General features: G+C 63.0%; 18 protein-coding genes. 11 read left to right on the top strand and 7 right to left on the bottom strand.

Annotation, left to right across the window (positions count from 1 at the left end):
• The first annotated feature begins 49 nt into the window (after window positions 1–49).
• A complete protein-coding gene (locus FWJ47_RS07735; RefSeq protein WP_147106436.1) occupies window positions 50–439 on the top strand; it encodes a hypothetical protein in 390 nt (129 codons plus the stop codon).
• A gap of 108 nt (window positions 440–547) precedes the next feature.
• On the opposite strand, the gene fmdA is transcribed toward FWJ47_RS07735, so the two are convergent.
• The 3 genes from fmdA to pdxR all read right to left on the bottom strand — a co-directional run bounded on the left by fmdA (window position 548) and on the right by pdxR (window position 3,666).
• Window positions 548–1,807 carry a formamidase gene (gene fmdA, locus FWJ47_RS07730; protein WP_147106433.1) on the bottom strand — a complete coding sequence of 420 codons (1,260 nt, stop codon included), beginning with the start codon at window positions 1,805–1,807 and terminating at the stop codon, window positions 548–550.
• A gap of 54 nt (window positions 1,808–1,861) precedes the next feature.
• Window positions 1,862–2,143 carry an FmdB family zinc ribbon protein gene (locus tag FWJ47_RS07725; RefSeq protein WP_147106430.1) on the bottom strand — a complete coding sequence of 94 codons (282 nt, stop codon included), beginning with the start codon at window positions 2,141–2,143 and terminating at the stop codon, window positions 1,862–1,864.
• Between the two features lie 110 nt (window positions 2,144–2,253).
• The gene (gene pdxR / locus FWJ47_RS07720; RefSeq protein WP_147106427.1) at window positions 2,254–3,666 is read right to left on the bottom strand and encodes a MocR-like pyridoxine biosynthesis transcription factor PdxR; all 1,413 of its coding nucleotides are present in this window, start codon (window positions 3,664–3,666) and stop codon (window positions 2,254–2,256) included.
• Window positions 3,667–3,800: 134 nt separating this feature from the next.
• Here pdxR and FWJ47_RS07715 point away from each other — a divergent pair, with 134 nt between their 5' ends.
• Entirely contained in the window at window positions 3,801–4,418 is a 618-nt protein-coding gene (locus FWJ47_RS07715) for a pyridoxamine 5'-phosphate oxidase family protein (protein WP_170228528.1), read from the top strand.
• A gap of 113 nt (window positions 4,419–4,531) precedes the next feature.
• On the opposite strand, the gene FWJ47_RS07710 is transcribed toward FWJ47_RS07715, so the two are convergent.
• A complete protein-coding gene (locus FWJ47_RS07710) occupies window positions 4,532–5,431 on the bottom strand; it encodes an alpha/beta hydrolase fold domain-containing protein (protein WP_147106422.1) in 900 nt (299 codons plus the stop codon).
• A gap of 254 nt (window positions 5,432–5,685) precedes the next feature.
• On the opposite strand from FWJ47_RS07710, the gene FWJ47_RS07705 reads away from it, so the two are divergent.
• Window positions 5,686–6,081 carry a VOC family protein gene (locus FWJ47_RS07705; protein ID WP_147106419.1) on the top strand — a complete coding sequence of 132 codons (396 nt, stop codon included), beginning with the start codon at window positions 5,686–5,688 and terminating at the stop codon, window positions 6,079–6,081.
• A gap of 791 nt (window positions 6,082–6,872) precedes the next feature.
• Here FWJ47_RS07705 and FWJ47_RS07700 read toward each other — a convergent pair.
• Window positions 6,873–7,943 carry a TIR domain-containing protein gene (locus FWJ47_RS07700; protein WP_170228527.1) on the bottom strand — a complete coding sequence of 357 codons (1,071 nt, stop codon included), beginning with the start codon at window positions 7,941–7,943 and terminating at the stop codon, window positions 6,873–6,875.
• Between the two features lie 109 nt (window positions 7,944–8,052).
• The gene (locus FWJ47_RS07695; protein ID WP_147106414.1) at window positions 8,053–9,231 is read right to left on the bottom strand and encodes a hypothetical protein; all 1,179 of its coding nucleotides are present in this window, start codon (window positions 9,229–9,231) and stop codon (window positions 8,053–8,055) included.
• Between the two features lie 185 nt (window positions 9,232–9,416).
• Between FWJ47_RS07695 and FWJ47_RS12150 the strand changes: the two genes are divergently transcribed.
• From FWJ47_RS12150 to FWJ47_RS07655, 8 genes are all read left to right on the top strand, one after another.
• A complete protein-coding gene (locus FWJ47_RS12150) occupies window positions 9,417–10,520 on the top strand; it encodes a hypothetical protein (RefSeq protein WP_211358984.1) in 1,104 nt (367 codons plus the stop codon).
• Between the two features lie 179 nt (window positions 10,521–10,699).
• Window positions 10,700–11,946 (top strand): IS3 family transposase gene (locus FWJ47_RS07680; protein ID WP_246126209.1). Its coding sequence is split into 2 segments (ribosomal slippage): window positions 10,700–10,991 and window positions 10,991–11,946, totalling 1,248 coding nucleotides; the frame shifts between segments, so codons are not numbered across the junction.
• A gap of 724 nt (window positions 11,947–12,670) precedes the next feature.
• On the top strand, window positions 12,671–13,483 hold the full coding sequence (locus tag FWJ47_RS07675; RefSeq protein ID WP_170228526.1) for a helix-turn-helix domain-containing protein: 813 nt from the start codon (window positions 12,671–12,673) through the stop codon (window positions 13,481–13,483).
• 192 nt (window positions 13,484–13,675) lie between these two features.
• The gene (locus FWJ47_RS07670) at window positions 13,676–14,281 is read left to right on the top strand and encodes a recombinase family protein (protein WP_147106404.1); all 606 of its coding nucleotides are present in this window, start codon (window positions 13,676–13,678) and stop codon (window positions 14,279–14,281) included.
• 244 nt (window positions 14,282–14,525) lie between these two features.
• Entirely contained in the window at window positions 14,526–15,800 is a 1,275-nt protein-coding gene (locus tag FWJ47_RS07665; RefSeq protein ID WP_246126207.1) for an IS110 family transposase, read from the top strand.
• A gap of 276 nt (window positions 15,801–16,076) precedes the next feature.
• A complete protein-coding gene (locus tag FWJ47_RS12345; protein ID WP_281289237.1) occupies window positions 16,077–16,202 on the top strand; it encodes a hypothetical protein in 126 nt (41 codons plus the stop codon).
• 71 nt (window positions 16,203–16,273) lie between these two features.
• Window positions 16,274–16,696, top strand: coding sequence for a DoxX family protein (locus FWJ47_RS07660; protein WP_147106401.1), 423 nt, complete (start codon window positions 16,274–16,276; stop codon window positions 16,694–16,696).
• Window positions 16,697–16,764: 68 nt separating this feature from the next.
• Window positions 16,765–17,697 (top strand): cation diffusion facilitator family transporter, encoded by a 933-nt coding sequence (locus tag FWJ47_RS07655; RefSeq protein ID WP_147106397.1) that lies wholly within the window; start codon window positions 16,765–16,767, stop codon window positions 17,695–17,697.
• A gap of 101 nt (window positions 17,698–17,798) precedes the next feature.
• Here the strand turns inward: FWJ47_RS07655 and FWJ47_RS07650 are convergent, their stop codons facing one another.
• Window positions 17,799–19,466, bottom strand: coding sequence for an ABC transporter permease (locus tag FWJ47_RS07650; protein WP_147106392.1), 1,668 nt, complete (start codon window positions 19,464–19,466; stop codon window positions 17,799–17,801).
• Between the last annotated feature and the right edge of the window lie 82 nt (window positions 19,467–19,548).

Below are 19,548 nucleotides of genomic sequence, written 5' to 3'. Positions count from 1 at the left end.
AGGGCCTGTGTCAGCCCGTGATTGGTAGCCTGGTCAGGTGCAGCGGCGGATGACAGAGACGATCCTGGGCATCGCACTTGGTGCCGTCATGGTGGGCTGCGCGACCGAAGAGTCTCCTGAGGGGCCCATCGAGACGGCCGAGGTCGTCGAGGATGTGGAGTATTACCATGCCTGCGGCAATGAAACGCTGCATCTGCAGGATGGACGGGTCTTCTACCCGCTGTTGCCTCAGGAGCAGGACGACTTCGACGAGAGCCCCTACTCCTCCTCAGCGCGTCCGGGGTCCGCCGGCCCGCTCATCGCCGTCGCACCACCTGGTCCCGGTGATGATGCCGGCACCCTGAGGATCTATGACGACGGCATGGCCTATTGGGAGTCTGAGAGCGGCATCACGGCCTGGCTCAGCGACGAGGAGCGAGAGTACAACTGGGATTGCTGACCCAGCACGCTCGTCACCGCGGTGGGCAGAGACGGTGGTCAGTCAGCAGCAGGACGTAGTGGTCCGACCGTCACTGGGTCGGGTCACCGAAGGGAAGCCGGTGGAACCCTAGAGCGCGGGGTTGGCTGCTCTGGGGACCGGCACTCCCCCGGAGATCTGGGTGGGTCCCTCGGCGGAGGGCCGCGGGTCGAAGTCGAAGATTTCGGTGGGGATGTAGACCGTGGCGCAGGAGTTGGGGATGTCCACCACTCCGGAGAACCGGCCTTCGATCGGGGCGGCGCCGAGCAGCAGGTAGGCCTGCTCGGGGGTGTAGCCGAAGGTGGTCAGGTAGTCGATGGCGTGCAGGATGGCCCGCTGGTAGGCCAGCTGGGAGTCCAGGTACTTCTGCTCGCCCTCCAGGGTGACGGAGGTGCCGGAGAAGGCGAGCCACTCGGAGTACTGGGGGTCGGTGCGCCCGGGCATGAAGATCGCGTTCTCTGAGACCCCGTAGGTCTGCATCCCGCCTTTGATGATGTCGACGTGCAGGTCGATGTAGCCGCCCATCTCGATGGCGCCGCAGAAGGTGATCTCTCCGTCGCCCTGGGAGAAGTGCAGGTCGCCTACGGAGAGGTGCCCGCCCTCGACGAACACCGGGTAGAACACCCGGGATCCTTTGGTGAGGTTCTTGATGTCCTGGTTGCCGCCGTTCTCCCGCGGGGGCGCGGTGCGGGCGGCTTCCCCGGCCACACGGTCGAACTGCTCGGCGGCAACGTTGCCGAGGATCGCCTGGTCCGGCTCCGGGGGCAGGGCCAGCGGCGGGATCCGCTGTGGGTCGGTGGCGATGAGGTCGCCCTCGCGCTTGTTCCACGTGGCCAGCAGCTCCGGTGACGGTGCGGTGCCCATCAGGCCGGGGTGGACCATGCCGGTGTAGCTGACACCGGGGATGTGACGGGAGGAGGCGGTCTGCCCGGAGAAGTCCCAGATCGCTTTGTAGGCATCCGGGAACTGGTCGGTGAGGAAGCCGCCGCCGTTGTTCTTGGGGAAGACGCCGGTGTAGCCCCAGCCCTGTCCGGCGAGCGGTCCTTCTTCCTGCGGGATGGGTCCGATGTCGAGGATGTCGACCACCAGCAGGTCACCGGGCTGTGCGCCTTCCACGGCGAAGGGCCCGGAGAGGCAGTGCACTCCTTTCAGGGGCGCGTCGCGGATGTCTTCGGCGGAGTCGTCGTTCTTGATGGCGCCGTCGAACCACTCCCGGACCTCAGCGCGGAAGCTGTCCCCGGGCTTCACTGCGGCGACCGGTGGGATATCCGGGTGCCACCGGTTGTGGCCGGTCTTCTCCTGCTCGGTGAACGGCTTGGTCGAGTCCAGCGGAAAGAGCACCTCAGGCATGGGACTTCCTCTCAGTTCTTCAGTTCTGCATGGGGATCGGGGACGCCGGGTGAGCTAAGGCCGCGGCAGCTTCTGGTGACGCGGATCGTTGGTGACAGGCGTGGCACGAGGCCGGCCTGCCGCTCCGGTGACCACCTCGGGCTCGGAGGCGGACTTCTGGGCACGGTCGATGGCCTTCGCCTGGGCGCTGCCGAGCCGGGTGAGGCCGACGGCGGTGAAGACGCGGCGAGATCTGTCCGCGCACTGGGGACAGCCCCGCTCTCGGGGCACATCAGCCATGGAATGGTGGGAGTCGAAGACCCCGCAGCGGGCGCATCGGAATTCATACAGCGGCATAGGAACCTCCTGCCCCATGACGCTAGTCAGGCACTGTTACCCGGAGGTTACGGCCCCGTACCGGGCTGAATGAACCAAGGACCAAAACTGGCAGGGCCGTGGAAGAACGGTCAACGCAGGATTCGATCCATGCGGGCCAGGGCTTGTGTCAGTTGAAGGCTCGTCACGTTGCCGTATCCGATGACCAGGGCGTTCTCCTCCTCGCAGAGCTCTCCGAACCCGTAGTCGGATAGAAGTCCCACGGCGATCCCGTCTTTGCGCAGGGATGCGGCGAGCTGATCTGCCGGGCTCGGAGTGTGGATGATGGCATGAAGCCCGCCGGAGGTGGCGGAGACTTCCACGCCGGGTATGCCGGTGAGGTGATTGAGAAGGAGATCTCTGCGGTGACGATATTCCCGTCGGGTCCTGCTGATATGACGGGATAGCCCACCTCCATCGATGTACTGGGCCAGAGCGTGCTGTTGGATGTAGGAGACTGATGGACCCACTGCTTGTCTGGTCCGCAGCAGTTTGTCTCCCATCGCACCGGGGGCGTAGATGTAGCCCATCCGCAGGGCTGGGCTGAGTATCTTGGAGAAACTTCCCACTGTCACTACGTTATTTTCCTCAGAGAGGCTTGACAGCGCGGGCAGCGAAGCCCGATCGTATCGGAACTCACTGTCGTAGTCGTCCTCGATCACCAGAGCACCATGGTCTTGGGCCCATTTCAGCAGCTTGAGCCGGTCGCCGACGCTCATAATCCCGCCAAGCGGGTACTGATGACTCGGAGTCACCATCACCGCCTGGACAGCTTGAGGCAGGAGTTCGATGTCGATGCTTGTCTGCTCGGTGACAGACAGAGGGTGCAGGTCAGCGCCGGCGGCTGTAAGCGTTCGGCGTGCCGAGGGATACCCGGGGTCTTCAACCGCCACGGACACCTGTCCATGCTCGTGCTTCAGCGCGAGAACCAGCAGGAGAAGGGCGTCGCTAGTGCCAGCTGTGATGTGCAGGTCTTCGGGGCCGGCAGTGACCCCTCGGGCTCGGCGCAGGTGCTCTGCCAGAGCACGGCGCAGCGCATGAGCCCCCGCGGGGTCGTCCTCATGGACGGTGGCAGCGGGGACATTCCGGCTGGCCGTCCGCCACGCAGCTCTCCAGGCCGAGTCGCCGCTGAGGTCCCGGGTCCAGGGATATCCCGGCCGCAGATCCACGGAGACTTCGCCACTGTCGGATCGACGCTTGAGATGACTTCCTTCGGGTAGTCCCCCGGCGGGGTGAGCAGAAAATTGGAGGTGCCTGATGGGGGCGACGACGCTTCCTCTCCCGGGATGAGACTCGATGTACCCCTCACCGTGCAGCTGCTCCAGTGCCGCCACGACAGTGCCGCGCGAGATCCCCAGATGCTTGGCCAGAGGCCTGCTTGCGGGGATGGGGTCCCCTGCTTCCAGTCGGCCCTCCAGCACTGCACGCCTTAGCTGTTCTGCCAGTTGTGATTGCAGGCTGAGCTTTGCAGCACGGTCTACCGAGAGCACAAGGTCCACAGTCATAACCCTTACTCTTCCACTGGTCTAGCTGGATAGCGGGAAATTGGCCTATGTGATGGACCAGATGGGGGTCCAGGCTGGGGGTCATGCCAAAGTTATCTGCCCTTCCTAAAGATGGACGTACCCGTGTGGGCCGCATGTCCCACTATCAGCAGACCGACCGCCGGGCCTTGTACGCAGTTCTGGATCAAGCATTGGTCGCGCACCTGTCCATCGTCCGGCACGGATGTCCCATGGCGTTGCCGGTGGGCTTCGCCCGAGACGGTGATTCGATCCTCATTCACGGATCCACCGGGAGCGCGTTCTTCCGCGACGTCGCCGAAGGTCAGGAATTCTGTGTGAACGTGACTCATTTGGACGGCATCATGTACGCCCGCTCGCTGTTCGACAGTTCGATGCGTTACCGGGCAGCGGTGATCTATGGGCGAGCATCAGTTGTCTCGGCCCAGAAGAAAGAGGCTGCCTTGCTGAAGCTTGCCGAGCATCTCATGCCTCAACGGCAGCGAGAGATCCGCCCGATGACCCAAAAAGAGCTTGCCGCCACCATGGTGCTGCGCATTCCTCTTGAGACGGCGAGCGTGAAAGACAATCGTGCTTCCAGCCCGGACGAACCCAACGATGACCATTCTGTGTGGGCAGGAACGCTGCCGCTTCACGTAGTTGCCGGAGAGCCCGAAACCTCGTCGGCAACCCAAAGCGGTGTCGCGCCACCCGAATCCGTGCTGACCATGAAAGCACGCTTCACCACGCAGTGAGCACCTGATCATGCGGCGCCGATGTACTGTTACTGACCATAATGAGGCTGGGGCGAGACCCGAGCAGCGACAAGGCTCGAAGACGTGCGCGGAAGCTGGCCACCAGGTAGCTCTCAGGTCTGCGCGAGGGCAGCTTGCGTGCACTCGACAATGCGGTCATAGATCTCCGCGACGATGTCACGGGGAGCCCCCAGAATGTTGAAGCCGTGGCCGTAGTCCGGCAGGTCGAGGTGTCCAGTGAGTGCTCCGGCGTGCTCCAGCCTCTCCGCGTAGCGGATGGCCTCCTCGCGGAGGATGTCCTTGTGGGCCGTCACGATGAGCGCGGGCGCAATGCCCTCCAGGGAGGCGGTGTCCGCTGGCGCCGCAGGTGAGGCGAGCCGATCTGAGCGCCGTGCGACGTCAGGGCAGTAGGCGGTGTCGAAGATCGGCCCCATGGGCACCAGGAAGGACTCTTTCCCGGCGGTTTTCTTCTGCCGTGCGGGAATGGTCAGGTCGAGCGCCGGATACATCAGAACCTGCAGCGAGATCGATGGCCCGTTCGCCTCGAGGGCGAGCCGCGACGCGCCGGCTGCGAGTGCCCCGCCCGCGGACTGTCCGCCTACCACGAGCCTCGAGCCGTCCCATGGCCGGTCGGAGGAGGCCGCCCAGAGTGCAGCATCGTACGCCTGCTCCACGGGGCCGGGGAAACGAGACTGCGGTGCCGGCGTGTAGTCGATGTTCACGACAGTGACGTCCGCGTGTGCGGCGATGTAGCGGCACAGGGGGTCGTCCTGTTCGGGATGGCGCATCACGAACCCGCCTCCGTGGAAGTTCAGGTACACGCCGCGCTCCGCTGAACCGTTCGGCGGGGAGTACACCGTGGCGTGAAGATCCCCGTGCCGGGTGGGGATCCTCATATCCTCGGTCACCGCGGGAATCTCAGCGAAGTTGGTCTCCGAAGAGACTCGTAAGGATCCTGGCGCCTTCTGAGCAAGTCGGGCGATGCCGTCCGCGAGCCAGAGAGGGAATGCCATGCGCTGCCGCCTTCCGTATGACGTCTGAGAATCTGGTTGGCTCAGGTGTCACCATACGGGCAAAGGGTAAGGAGTCTGGTCTGGGTCGGTGGTTAACCTTTGATGCGCTCTGGGGTGACGGCCCTTCCTGCACGGCCTATAACACCCGTCCCCTCCCCCACGCCGGGCATCAGCTGCGGCACCACGCGCGAGACGTGACGGTGAAGAGGTCAGAGGTCTTTCGCCGCACTCTGCACAGGCCTAGACTTCGTGGGATGAACAGCACCTCGATTCGTACCAAGAAGCACGTGGTCGCCCTTGACTGTCCGGATGCGGAGGCCCTGGCCGAGTTCTATGCGCAGCTGCTCGGCTGGCAGACGCGATCCGCAGAGGAGTACCCCGACTGGGTCGACGTACTGCCTCCCGAGGGAGAGGACAGCGGCATTGCATTGGCATGTCAGCGGGTCGAGGACTACCGGGCACCGGAGTGGCCTGATGGACCGGTCCCCCAGCAGGTCCACTTGGACTTTTACGTCGATTCGATCGCGGAGTCCGTCCCTCTGGCTGAGGCTGCTGGCGCGACAAGGCACGCCCATCAGCCGAGTGAGGACGGTTCTTTCGTGGTTTTCCTCGATCCGGCGGGCCACCCGTTCTGCCTCTGTGAGGCATAGAGGAGTGGGGGGCAGGGCCGAGAAAGCACGTTGAGCATGAAAGGCCCGCTCGTATTGCTTGCAACATGAACGCTGCACTGTTCAGAAAGCGCCCTGGCGTTGCCGATGGCCTACGACTTTTTGGCCAGATTCAGAAAATTTGAACCTGCGAGCCCTTGGCGGATCCGGCTCATTTCCGGTCTCCGTCGATCGTCTCAGAAACTCGCGGATTCCCTTGTGTTGACAGGGAACCAGGCGGTTCGCTTGATACGAGTGTAGCCGGTTGGTGGAGGTCCGTGGCGGATCATTCGGGTGAGTATCTGGTGGCGACGGCGCGAAGAAAGTTGCCCGCGGGCAACCATGCCTCGGGGTGTCGCCCAAATCTCAACCCCGGCGTCTCATAACCTGCACCTGGTACGCCGTCACCCTCGACATGGACGGCCCCCGCGCGGTTGTCGGGCCTCGCCCTACGGCCCAGTAGGAAGTACCGCACCCCACCCCCGCGCACTCAAGACAATAGCGAGCACGAGAACACCGCCTACGTCCCTGGCAACGCCCTTTCATGACCCATCCTCCGAACGACCGGCACTGTCCTTACATCGGCTCCCTTGTTGTCTCACCGTGGCATCGACTTCACTCAGCCAGTGGAAACTGCCAAAGGGTACGCCCGCGGGCCGCGTCGCGAGCCATCGGTAGCCACTGAAATGAACCGGCCAGGACTCATGGGGCTGTCGGTGCCCGGTTCGGCATCGCGAACCGGGACGTGTCAGCCTCTCGAGCCCGTCATGTAAAACGCGCTTCATCCATCAGGTTCATAGTGACCGTTCCAACTTCTTGAGGGCGCGATCGAATCGGTCTAGGGATTCGGGTGCGATCTCTAGCTTCAGGGCAAGTTCGATAACGATGTCTTCTCCTGCGATCAGCTTGGCGTGCATGGGATCGGCTAGGTCGCGGAACTCGTAGGCGAAACTCCGTAACAGCTCGACCGGCTGGTTCGCATATGAGGCCAGGGCCGCAAGGACCTCGTGAACGTCGTCGGACTGGCTGGCCACGCTGCGCAGCCTGGCTGCCCAATCGACGAACGACTCGTACACGGCGACGTATCGACTCGCGACGTGAAGAATCTGATCAACATCGCCTGGCTCACCCGGTGCACCGAAGGCTGACCTCTGGACGGGTTCGGACAAGACGGTGGCGAAGTTGCGGATGATGCCGTTAACCGTTGCCAGCTCACGCTGGATGACATCTTGGACCTGGTCGGGGGCGATGACCTCTCCTGGCTGGGCGAACCCCATGGAATGATCGAGATAGCGGGAATGGAGGCACTCGACACCCCTGACCACGGAGTAGGAAAACAGCAGGTACTCCCACCCTGGCGGACGTTCACCGACCAAGATCGTGGCTTCGTGCTCGTTCCGTGGGACATAGCCGTTGAATCGGCCCCCGCCCTCAGCCTGCTCACCGCTCAGCTTCTGACGAAGCGCCATCGCGACCCCGCTGTGACCCATGGCGTTGCCGTCAAGATAGCTGATCGTCGACCTGACTCCATCGAGCTCGGTGGCGTCTAGACGGACCGGCAGAAGGTAGGGGGTCGGTTGATTCAGAGCACGGACGAGGACACTGCGCCGTTCAAGCCGTGTCCACGGTTTCGCCGCATAGTGGCGCGAGACAAACATCACCGCGTATCGGGCGCGCTCTTCATACACCTTGGGGAAGAACTCGGTCAGGTCTTCACCCCAGAGCGAGACCTGCTCGTCCTGGTCGTAGAACACCGTGAAACCGTCAGCAGTTATCGACCTCACGACCGCCTCGACGAACACCCGGTCCTCTCCAGCGAAAGTGACCGCGACGTCGTAGTCGTATTCCCGTTCCGTCCCATCCATACCCGCCTGCATCTCCTCCGTAGGTCCGAACGCCTTCTCAATCTACACAACATCTTGCCCGTTCTGGCCGACAACCGGACCGAACCGGCGACGCAACGCTGCTCCGTGTCTACGTCATCGGGCCGCCGAGATAGATCCTGGTGATGATCTCGACCACGAGGTTCAGGAGAGCTTCGGCCTCGTCTGCCGTCACTGGCGGGTGGGAGGGCACCACCGCGAGCGAGCGGGTGGCCGCCGCGCGTCTGGCGAGATCCGAGCTCAGGTGCCCCTGCTGGGCCAGTTCGTCCAGTGACTCGATGAGGGAATCCAGACGGGCCGTTCCGGCGTCTGCCAGAGCGTCGCTAAGGGCGGTACGCGCAACCAAGACAGCGGCCAGATGCGTGCCCGCTCGGTGACATGACCACGCTTCCTTGAGCTTGATATCCACAGCGACCGGGATCATCCGCTGGGATGTGGCATCGGCTCGCTGACGGCGTGAGGCCTTTCGGCCTGAGCTCGGGCGTGATACCGACGGCAGCGGCCGGTAAGCCAACCCGGCCAACCAATCGGTGGCCGTACGCTCCGGATCTCGTCCCTCCTCAGCACCCGTACTGGCCTTGTCGACCTTCGCTTCGGTGAGGGCGATGTTGATGAGCACATGGGCGAGCTTCTCGATGTCCGGTTCGGGTCGCGCCAGGCCACGCACCGACAGATTCCGATCCTGTTGACGCCGCCGCCGCGGCACCACTCCGGCTTCCTTCTGCTGTTGGGCGCGCGCCAGTTCCTGCTGGACCCGCTCTTGTGCACCCTCATAGGCCTCCCAGGCTTCCGGGGCCTGCGCGACACGATCGTGGCCCTCCACCAGGCCGCGATAGTCAGCCAGGGCCTGGGCATCGGAGAGATCCTTGCTCGGCTGATAGGCGGCGTGAAGAGCCCACTGATCGTCCAGCTCCAGACAGCTGAGCACCCGCCCACCGGTGGACCAGTCAAAGGCCAACATTCGCCGCCGGTTGATGAAGTCGGCATCGGAGATCCCCTCGCCCTGGAGGCCGGCATCGGTGTCGTCGATGTCTTGCTCGATCGGCGGTCCCAGCACAGTCCCGACAGGTGGGTAGGTGCCGTGGTCGAGCCAGTAGCGCCCCAATGGAGTCAGCTGCGCCCGCCACGGGGTGCCCCAGCTGTTGTCCAGCACGATCAAGCGCCGGTTGGCCAACGCGACCGCCGACTGCTTGTACCGCTCGACCGGCTCCTCCCCCACACGGCATCCAGCAGCGATCCACTCCAGGACCGCTCGCTGCCGTTCGTTCAACGGGGAACCCACCCTCTGATTCCCCCCTCTGAGGCAGGCACGCACTAGGACCCTCGCGGGCACTGCCGAGCCACCGCGGGATCAAGGAAGCTCACAGGATGCGCCACGAGCAGCCGGCCGGTCCTGGGTGATGCGCTTCAGTGTGTCGTTATCGCCCGAGTCGTGTAAGTTGGGACAATCGACAGATGACGTACTTCGCGCTGTCTCGGGAGGTTCTGCTCGGGCGCGCGGTCGAGGTACTCGCGCCACTGGGGTGGGCATCGTACGGGATGTGGCATCAGCGCGGCACGGAGCAGATCGTGAAGCTCGCTCACCGCGGCGCCGACCCCGCAGAGATTGACGCCCTGGTCACCGAGCAGTGGCACACCGAGAGCGAGGTGTTCCTCCGCAACGTCGCAGTGCCCCTTCGTCGGTACGGCAAGGACATCGACCACCAGTTCCAGCGGCTCCAGTTCCAACGCGGCAATCTCATCGACCAGGCCGTGAAATGCCACAAGGCCGGCAACTACGCCGCAGCGACGCTCCTCACGCTCGCACAGATCGACGGGCTCACACGAGACATCACTGGCGCCACATTCTTCTCCAACTCCACGAACGATCCCTATCTCGACGACTCAACGCTGGCCGGCATCGCTACGAACCTTCCTATCGTGCGAGAACCATTCAAGGAAAAGGTCGATTCGACCGGCTTCTACGGAAAGCTCTCCCGGCACGGCGCCGCGCATGGCCGGGACTTGTCCTTTGGCACCAAGGTCACCTCAACGAAGAGCCTCGTGCTGATGGGCGCCCTGGTGGAGTACCTCGAAGAACGTGCCGCAAAGGTCGCTAGGAAGTACCGCAAGCAGCGAGAGATCGAAGCACAACAGCAGACGGGCGCAGACGGCAATGGCAGGTTGAACGACGACCGGCACTTCGACCAGCTCTACTTCCTCGCCGCTGACCTCGACAGCCACATCCTCTCCCAGGCGATATTGCCCTTCGCGCGACCAGAGAACTGGCCTGAGAAGGCCCACGAGCTGATCGAACAGCGGATGCTCAGCCGTCGTTCCTTCACGTGGGGCGGCGCAGACGCGACCTCCTACTGGTGGTCCTATCGCACGCCCGCCGGCCACCACCTCGGTGCCGCAGCACGACGGTACGGCTCCGGGCTACCGATCGACTGGCGACAGTGGCGCTGGGACGACACCACCCCTCCCGCCGGAGCCCCAGGGGACCACGACGGGTGGGCCGAGTACGACGGGAACGCCGCCTCGCCGAACTGGACCATCGATCCGTTCCCCATCGACTGACAGGCCATCAGCCACACGTCTGCCATGTGCAGCAGCCACGACTCACCAAGTACGGCTGGTCGCACCGATACCAAACGCAACGTAGGGCCTACCTTGGCTCCTCACCTGAGGGTCTCCTGATTGAACTATGAACCGTACTGGGTGTTGTTCCGTCCTACCCGTTCAAGGAGGATTGAACTATGACCACCCATCAGAAGCCTTACCCTGCTGAGTTCCGGGACCGGGCGCTGCGGATGATGGAAGATCACCGCCGCATCGATGATTCATCAATCTGGGGTGCTGCCCAGGCTGTCGGTGAGAAGCTCGGTGTCTCTGCCCACACGCTGAATAACTGGTTCAAACAGGCCCGTCGTGATGCCGGTGAGGCGTCCGGGTTGAGCACCGATGAGATCGAAGAGCTACGTCGGCTGCGCAGAGAGAACAAAGAACTTAAGAGGGCCAATGAGATTCTGAAGTCTGCTTCGGCGTTTTTCGCCAAGGAGCTCGACCGCCCCACGACGAGATGATCCGGTTCATCGACGAACACCAGGGTCGTTTCGGGGTCGAGCCCCTCTGCTGGGTGCTTCACCAGACAGAGTGTGGGTTCATCACCTCCCGCGGCTACCGGGCAGCCAAAGCACGCGTCCGTAGTGCTCGAGCGTTGAAGGATGATCTGCTCATCGGTGAGATTCAGCGGATCCACGCCCAGAATTACAGTGTCTACGGGGTGCGGAAGATCTGGCATGCCCTACGCCGTGAAGGCTGGGAGATCGGCCGGGATCAGGTGTACCGGCTGATGCGCAAAGCCGGGATCACAGGAGCTGTACGGGGAAGGAAACCATGCACCACCGGTGCCGCCCCGGTGCCGGACCACCGGCCAGATCTGGTGGAGCGGAACTTCAAAGCTCCCGCCCCGGGCAGGCTGTGGGTAGCCGATATCACCTACATCAGAACCACGGCGGGGTTCGTCTACACCGCTTTCGTCATTGATGCCTACAGCCGCAGGATCGTGGGCTGGGCGACCAGGGCCTCGATGACCACCGAGGCCCTGTCGTTAGAAGCGTTGGAGCACGCCTTGACCACCGCCAGGCGGCAGGAAAAGACCGATTTGGTTCACCATTCGGACCGCGGAGGTCAATATGTCGCTGTGGCCTACACCGAGAAACTCGCCGATCACGGTATCCGGCCCTCCGTTGGCAGCGTGGGCGATTCCTACGACAACTCCCTGGCCGAGACCGTCAACGGGTTGTACAAGACCGAGCTGATCTACTCCCAGGCCTCATGGCAATCCCTGACCGAAGTCGAGTTCGCCACGATGAACTGGGTCCACTGGTGGAACACCACCAGACTGCACCAACACCTGGGGCATCAGACACCCGCCGAAGTTGAAGCGGCATACTATGAACACCAGCGGGAACAGACTCCCGCACCCATACAGCGGAACTAAACCCAGTACGGTTCAGGCTCGCGTTGAACAGCACAGTCACGATCACGGAGTTCATTCTCGACACCTGGCGCGCTCGCGTCGATGTTGGTCAGCTCACACCCCGTAACGTCGAAACTACAAGCTGAAGAACCCGTCGGCCCCTGCCCCATCATCCTCGATGCTCGTTTAACGGACGCGGCTGCTTGCTCGCTCCTATACTCGCTGGGCCCAGCAGCCACTTTCAAGTTTCGATGGGCTCACCCCAGTTCGGTCGTGACAACGTGCACGTGTTTACCGAAGAGTAAACTAAGAACAACCCCTTCTACGTCTTCCACTCAGAGTTTCGCTGGCGGGAAGACCGCAGACAACTTCACGAAGGTACTGAACCTCGGCCAGAAATCCTTGGCCGTCTCATCGGTCCGACGAACACACGGCCCGCAGTCATGGCCGCTCAAATTTTTCGAACTCGCGAACGATTCTCCGTCCGGTGATCACCTCGACCGTCGACGGTGCGGTCCGGGCACTACTAGGCATCGCATGGTGTCGCAGTTTAGCGTCGCAGGGTGGAATCGCATGATCGGCATCGCATGATTTAGCACGAAACAACAATCGGTCGTTTTCTCTGTGAAATACCGCGATCGGTGAAACGTGCTTTGATATCCGCATGAGCACAACGACTCCTGCACCGGACGCCAATTCGGCGGCGGTCCAAGATGGGTCTTCCCCCGCGGAGACACGCGCGTTCATGACGAAGCTCGCGGGACGAGGATACTCCCAGTTCAGGAACATCCTCGTCCAGCTTCCTGACGAGGACAAACCTCGAGCGAGCACGCTGAGCAGCATGGTCACCGGGCGCCGCCATCGGGAACTGCTGCTGTACATGCTGCTCGTGACCTGCTGGTCCTGGTTGTCCAAGCAGGACCAGCCGCTGCCGGCTGGCGCGTGGACGCGTGCACTCACCGCGCAGGGCGGCTTAACCTGGTCGCCCTCCACGCTCTCCCGGGCGTGGAGGCATTTGGAAGAACTCGGGCTGATCGAGAAGCGCGAGCGCGAAGACCGGCTCGTCCGTGTCACGCCACGACGGGAGGACGCGCAGGAAGCTTACACGGCACCCGGTGGCCGCGATGACCGGTGGAACATGTACTTCACGATCCCCGACGCGTTCTGGCATGACGAGTGGTTCGCGAAGCTCAGCATGCCAGCCCTCGCCGTCTTCCTCGTCGTTGCGAAAGAGACCAGTTATCAGGACGAATGCTGGTTCACCTACAGCCGGATGGACGCCTGGTACGGCCTTAAGGCCCGCACCGTCCAGACCGGAGTCAAAGAGCTCCGGGACCTCGGACTGCTCGCCACCCGCGAGGAAACAATCAGCGCTCCGCTATCCGCGACCGGCAAGACAACGCAGGTGTACTACACACTGACCGGCGAGTTCAATCGCCCCTCACGCCTCACGATGCAGAAGAAAGCACAGGCCGAGTTGAAGGCCCGGGAGAAGAAGGCCAGCACAAAGTCGAAGGTCAAGATGAAGCCGGCGGCTCCCCGATCCAAGAAGAACTAAGCGCCAGGAGGACTCGATGAGCAAGGAAGGGAAGGTGATACGAGTGTTCTCTCCAAAACTGGGTGATGCGGGCTGGGAAACCGTGCGATTCGCGCTGAGCAGCTGGGGCCGCACCGTCCGCCTCGTCGTGCTCCTCCTTACTCTTTCGATTCCCGCTCTCGCAGTTTCCTACGTGGTCATTAGCCGGTGGCCATGAGACAGATAATCCAGGCGGCGGTGTATCTGCGGATTTCGCAAGATCGTACTGGTTTGCGGGCCGGGGTCCAGCGGCAGGAAGCTGACTGTGTCGCTCTTGCTGCCCGCCTGGGTGTCGAGGATGTCCCGGTGTTTGTGGATAACGATGTCTCCGCCTTCGATGGCAGACAGCGCCCCGGGTACCAGGCGATGGTCAACGCGGTACGTCGTGGGGTGACCCATATCGTGGTGTGGCATGTAGACCGCCTCTACCGCCGACCCCGAGAGCTTGAGGACTTACTGGACTTAGTGGAGCAGTACCCGATCCGGATTGAGGCTGTGCGTGGTGGTGGATTCGATTTGAACACCACTGAGGGCCGGCTGATGGCCCGGCAGCTGGTCGCGATCGCTGCCTATGAATCCGGGCATAAATCTGATCGGGTCAAACGAGCTAACCGACGACTCGCCGAGCAGGGCCGCTGGCACGGGCCCGCCCGCTACGGATACGGACCCGGAGGGGTGCTGATTCCGGAACAAGCCGCAGCGATCCGTCAGATGGCTGACCGGTTCTTGGCTGGGGAATCGCTACGCTCGATCGCCATGTGGCTAAATCACTGGGGCTGATGCAGGGGTAGGTGACGTTGATGATGGAAGGGCGTCGTCGCCGATGCGTGTGACTCTGTAAGTGACTGATGGCCCCAGGGCTTGTCTTTGAGCTGATCCGTCCGCGCGCCGGTGGCGATGGCGCTGTCCGATGCATGTCGGCCAAAGGCGAGCATGACTTCATACGAGCTTGGTCAGCCCTGTCAACGTCTTGTCTGCCCGGCCCCTGGCCGACGTGCCCTCTCCAGGAAGGCACGGTCCCATCATGAGAACATCCATTACCGAAGTCACTGAATCCCCGGCTGCTCTCGACGTCGTCGCCGGAGTCGACACCCACGCCGATACTCACCATATCGCGATACTCAGCGTCACTGGAGCCCGGCTCGGTGACCTTCAGATCCCAGCGACAACTGCCGGCTACGAACAGGTCCTGACCTACACCAGATCATTCGGCAACGTTCGACTCGTCGGAATCGAGGGCACCAGTTCATATGGCGCCGGACTGTCCCGGTATCTGATGGCACAACACGTCGACATTCGCGAGATCGTACGACCTCGACGGGCGCAGCGACGACGAGGCAAGTCCGATCCGATCGACGCCTACGCCGCTGCGCAACAGGCATTGGCCGAGCCAGAAGCTCTGCCCCTGGCCAAGACCGGCGATGGCCTTGTCGAACAGATCCGCGTGCTGCTGACCGTTCGCCGCAGCGCGATCAAGGCCCGAGTAGCGGTGATTCGTCAGATCAAGTCACTGCTGGTCACCGCGCCCGAATCAGTCAGGACACGGTGGGCGGGATCAAGCGACCGTGACGTGATCGAGAACCTGGCCGCGACCAGGCCCGGTGCCGCCTCCGCCTCCGTGAGCGCCGCTACAGCTCACGCGCTCCGGCGCCTGGCGCGGCGCCACCAGTATCTGAGCATCGAGATCAATGAGCTCGAGGAAGAACTGCGAGACCTCGTCGCAAAGGCCGCGCCCGCGATGCTCGCCACCAAGGGCTACGGCGTGATCACTACGGCAACACTGCTGGTCACGGCCGGATCGAACCCCGAACGGCTGCGATCAGAAGCCTCGTTCGCCGCATTGTGCGGGGCTTCGCCGATCCCCGCATCCTCGGGAAGACGAACCGGTTCCGGCTCAACCGTGGTGGAGACCGGCAAGCGAACTGGGCCCTGCACCAGATCGCTTTGGTGCGACTGTCCACCGATCAGCGCACAAAGGACTACACAGCGCGCTTGCGAGCCAACGGGAAGTCGAAGAAGGACGTCCTTCGGTGTCTCAAACGCGCGATCGCTAGGGAGGCGTTCCACCTCCTGGTCCACCCCAAACCCGTGCCGGCGACGGACGACCTCAGAGCGCTCCGGCTTCAACGTGGCGTCACTCTCGTCCGAGCAGCGATCAGCATCGGAGCCGAACCCGCGCGGATCTCGGAACTCGAACGCGGCAGGCGACCCAATGCCGAGCTGGCCAGCACATACCGCGCCTGGCTCACGGCCGCTTTACACGAATAGGAGCATCATTCGCCGTGCCGGCAGCGTATGAGCGCAGCCCACGCAGTCAGGGTCGGGAAGATGAATCTCCCCCGTCGTCTCCCGTTAAGCCCGTTTCGCACTCACCACTGTCGGCAGTCCCTTACATTCGGGGCTCAACAGCTCAGCAATCGCAAAGAGAAGGTGAACGTGACGGCTTCCTTATTTCTACCCAGCGCGAGGCGGACAAAAACATGCGCACAGTCTGGTCGTCCCGCTCAGCGCCCAAACGTGCACGAACAATGGCGCTCGGCGCTCGTACGACTTCTCCGAGGACGACATCCTCTTCATGACGCAGATGAAGACCGACCCACCCCCAGCCGCCAAGATCCCGCAGGAGACAGTGCACCAGGTGACCGGGCAGGAAGCACTCACGTTCCGCACCTGGGTCGAGGAATACGCAGCAGACTTCTGAGCAGGTCCTCCCAGCGCTTGACCCGCGCAGCTGCCCTGTTCCGCACAGGTCTGGAGGCTTATAGTTCGGATATGGCTAGTCGAGGTAAGTCAGCAGGTCAGAAGCGTTCGTTGCCGAAAACCGCCACCCGGGTGCTGCTGGGTTCGGCTCTGGTCGGTGCTGGTGTGGGGCATATGACGTTCGCCAGAGACGAGTTCCAGGCTCAGGTGCCGGAATTCGTGCCGCTCTCGAAAGACGCGACGGTGCTGGCGTCCGGAGTCGCAGAGATCGGGTTAGGCCTGGCCTTGGTGTTCCCCGGCCGTTATGAACGCGCTGTAGGTGTGGCCGCTGCCGGGTTCTTCACGGCTGTCTTCCCGGGGAATCTTTCTCAGTGGTGGCACCGCAGAGACGGGTTCGGACTGGATACTGACCGTAAGCGTGCTGTCCGGCTGCTGTTTCAGCCGCCTCTCATCGGTGGTGTCCTCTGGGCCACAAGGCAGCGCCAGGGCGGCTGAAGCCTGGCCGCAGCCTTCTCGCCAGCCGTAGATGCCATGGTCCTCCGGATTACACTAGGGATCCATCTATGGCGAAGAAGAAAGTGTCAGATACCCGGGTTGTACTGACCTCAACAGTGGTGAGCGTTTTCGACGTATCGCTCAATGCGCTCGTGGCGATCATCACCGGAAGTACGGTCATGCTGTCCCAAGCCCTGCAGGGGTTAAGCGACATGATGACCGGGATCGTGCTGTTCGTGGGGGTCAAAAGGTCCAGGCGGGGTCCGGATACTCAGTTTCAATTCGGCTACGGCCGCGAAGTGTTCTTCTGGGCGCTGATTGCGGGCATCATTATGTTCGGCGGCACTGGCCTGGCATCAGTGTATTTCGGCTATCAGCAATTTACTCGACCGGAACCGGTCGACAACGTGTGGCTGGCATTCATCGTGCTGGCTTTCAGCTTCTGCACGAATGCGTATGCGTTCAGCCTGAGCTTGAGGCGACTTCGTCAGAACGGCGGCACGGCCGGCTGGATCAGACGGCTGCGCCGCTCGAGCCTTATCGAGACAAAATCTACCTTCGTGCTCGACTCCCTCGGTACGACGGCCACCGGAATCGGCATTATTGCGCTTCTGCTCTTTGCGCTCACGGGAGACAGCCGTCTTGACGGCGCAGGCGGAATGGCGATCGGGGCCACCATGATGTGTGCCGCAATGCTCCTGATCCTCGATATTCGGGGCCTCATTGTCGGCAGAGGCGCAGGACAGGCCACCTCGCAGAAAATCATCGACGTCGCAGAAGGCGTCACGGACGTGCACAGCGTTCTCGACCTGCGCACTATGTACCTCGGATCAGACAGGCTGCTCGTCATCCTGGAAGTGCACCTGAAAGACGGACTCGACACCGACACGATCGAGGAGCTCATCGACACCATCAAACGCACCGTCACAGACGCAGTGCCGTCAGTCCACAGCATCCAAGTTGAGGTCGAAACACCAGACGATGAACTCAGTGATGTGTAGTCACCGAGCCAGAGCTTATTTCGACGCTTGAATCTGACGGATGATCCGTTCGATCCGAGCGGGAACGGACGCGGTGGGCAAGATTCCCGGAGAGGACTGGCTCAGGCAGTTTGGTTGAGGCCTGCAGCAGGCGGGGTCCGGGAGAGGCTGCGTGCTGGCAGCCAGGCCGCAGCGAGCGCGGCCCCGAAGGCGATCAACCAGATGCCTGCCAACCGAGCCCAAGGGATGGCCAGATGCGCGTCCACCCCATCAAGGGCGATCAAGGCGTTGACGCCCGCCCAGCCGTAGAAGAGGCCCAGCGTCGTACCGAGGATGAGCGCGGCAAGCGTCAGCAGCAGCGCCTCGACAGAGACCATCGATCCCACTGCCGACCTGGGCATCCCCAGCGCGCGCAGCAACGCGGCCTCCCGACGTCGTTCCATCACTGACAGGGAGAGCGTATTGGAGACCCCGATGAATGCGACGAGCACGCTGGCTGACAGCAGCAGCAGCGCGATGCCGAGCACCTGGTCAATCAGTTCGACAGCGGTGAACTGATCCTCGATGAAGTTCTGCGCAGTGGCCGCCCCGACGGTGACGGTGACCACCAGGGTGACCCCTATCAGCAGCGCCGAGGCAGTCGCCGTCGTTCGTCCGGGCACCTGACGGGCGTTCTTCCCAGCCAACGAGGCGGTGACCGAAAGCCCGGGGGCCACTCTGCTCAGAGCAGTGCCGAGCCTGGCGACCAGAGGCGGGATGATGAGCCTGGCCAGCAGGAGCACACCGAGGAATCCTGCAAAACCGCCCACCAACCCGATGATCGGCAGTGCAAGGCCGGTCACCTGGTCGAACGTTCCCTCAGAGAGGCCTGCATAGGCCACCAGCGCTGAGCCGCCGAGGACCAGGACCGCGCCGATCGCCGCGCGAGCCCACGGCCTCCGGTGCTGGACACCTGCCACATCTGCCGGGCGCAGTGCCTCCATCGGCGAGATGCGTCCCGCCCGCAGAGCCGGCCAGAGTGAGCCGAGCAGGGTCATACCCAGCCCCAGCCCCACACCGATAACTGCCGGGGCCGGGGTCAGCATCGCTGTGGCCATCTCCACCCCGAAGATGATGTCTCCCAGGGACGTCATTCCCACCCCGGCCGCCCAGCCCAGCAGTACACCGGCAATACCGCTGACCAGTCCGAGCACAGCACCCTCAGCGAGCGTGGCGCGGCGCAGCTGCCCGGCCGTGGCGCCGATCGCGCGCAGCAGCCCGATGGTCTTCTGGCGGGAAGCGATCATCACCTGGAAGGTGTTGGCGATCACCAGTGCCGCCACGAACACTGCGATGGCGCCGAAGCCGCTGATGATCAGGCCCAGCACCTCAGGGTTGCCGCTGCGGGTCTGAACCCACATCTCGATGTACTGCTGCCCGGTGGCGACCTCCAGACCAGCCACCATGGGAGCCCCGTCGGGTGAGGTGGTCCACGAGATGTCCTCAGGGTCTCCGACGGGAGTCTCGATAATGCGGTCCTGGATCAGCTGCTCCACCAGCCCCGTAATATCTTGCTGGGCAGCTTCCTGGTAACCAGCCTGGCCGGTCTCGGGTTCGGTGAGCCAGACCAGGATCATCGTCGGGGAGCCTTCGGTGCGCTCTACCTCTTCAAGCGCGCTGATCTCTTCGGTCAGGGTCTCGACCTGGGTGTAGTCGCCGCCGTCCTCCTGGACGTGGAGAGCTTCGGGGCTGACGACGACGTCGGCACCGCCGATCTCTTCAGCAGCGTGGTCCTCTATGCTTCGGTTCATGGAGTCGGTCAGCAGAATCCCAGCGACGATGAAGGCTGCCGAGACGGCAATGGCCGCAGCTGCAGCCCAGAGCCGTTTCCCT

It is taken from the genome of Nesterenkonia populi (genome assembly GCF_007994735.1).
GTDB classification, from domain to species: domain Bacteria; phylum Actinomycetota; class Actinomycetes; order Actinomycetales; family Micrococcaceae; genus Nesterenkonia; species Nesterenkonia populi.
The sequence above is the reverse complement of the archived record's forward strand: the minus strand, read 5'-3'. Positions and strand labels throughout refer to the sequence as shown.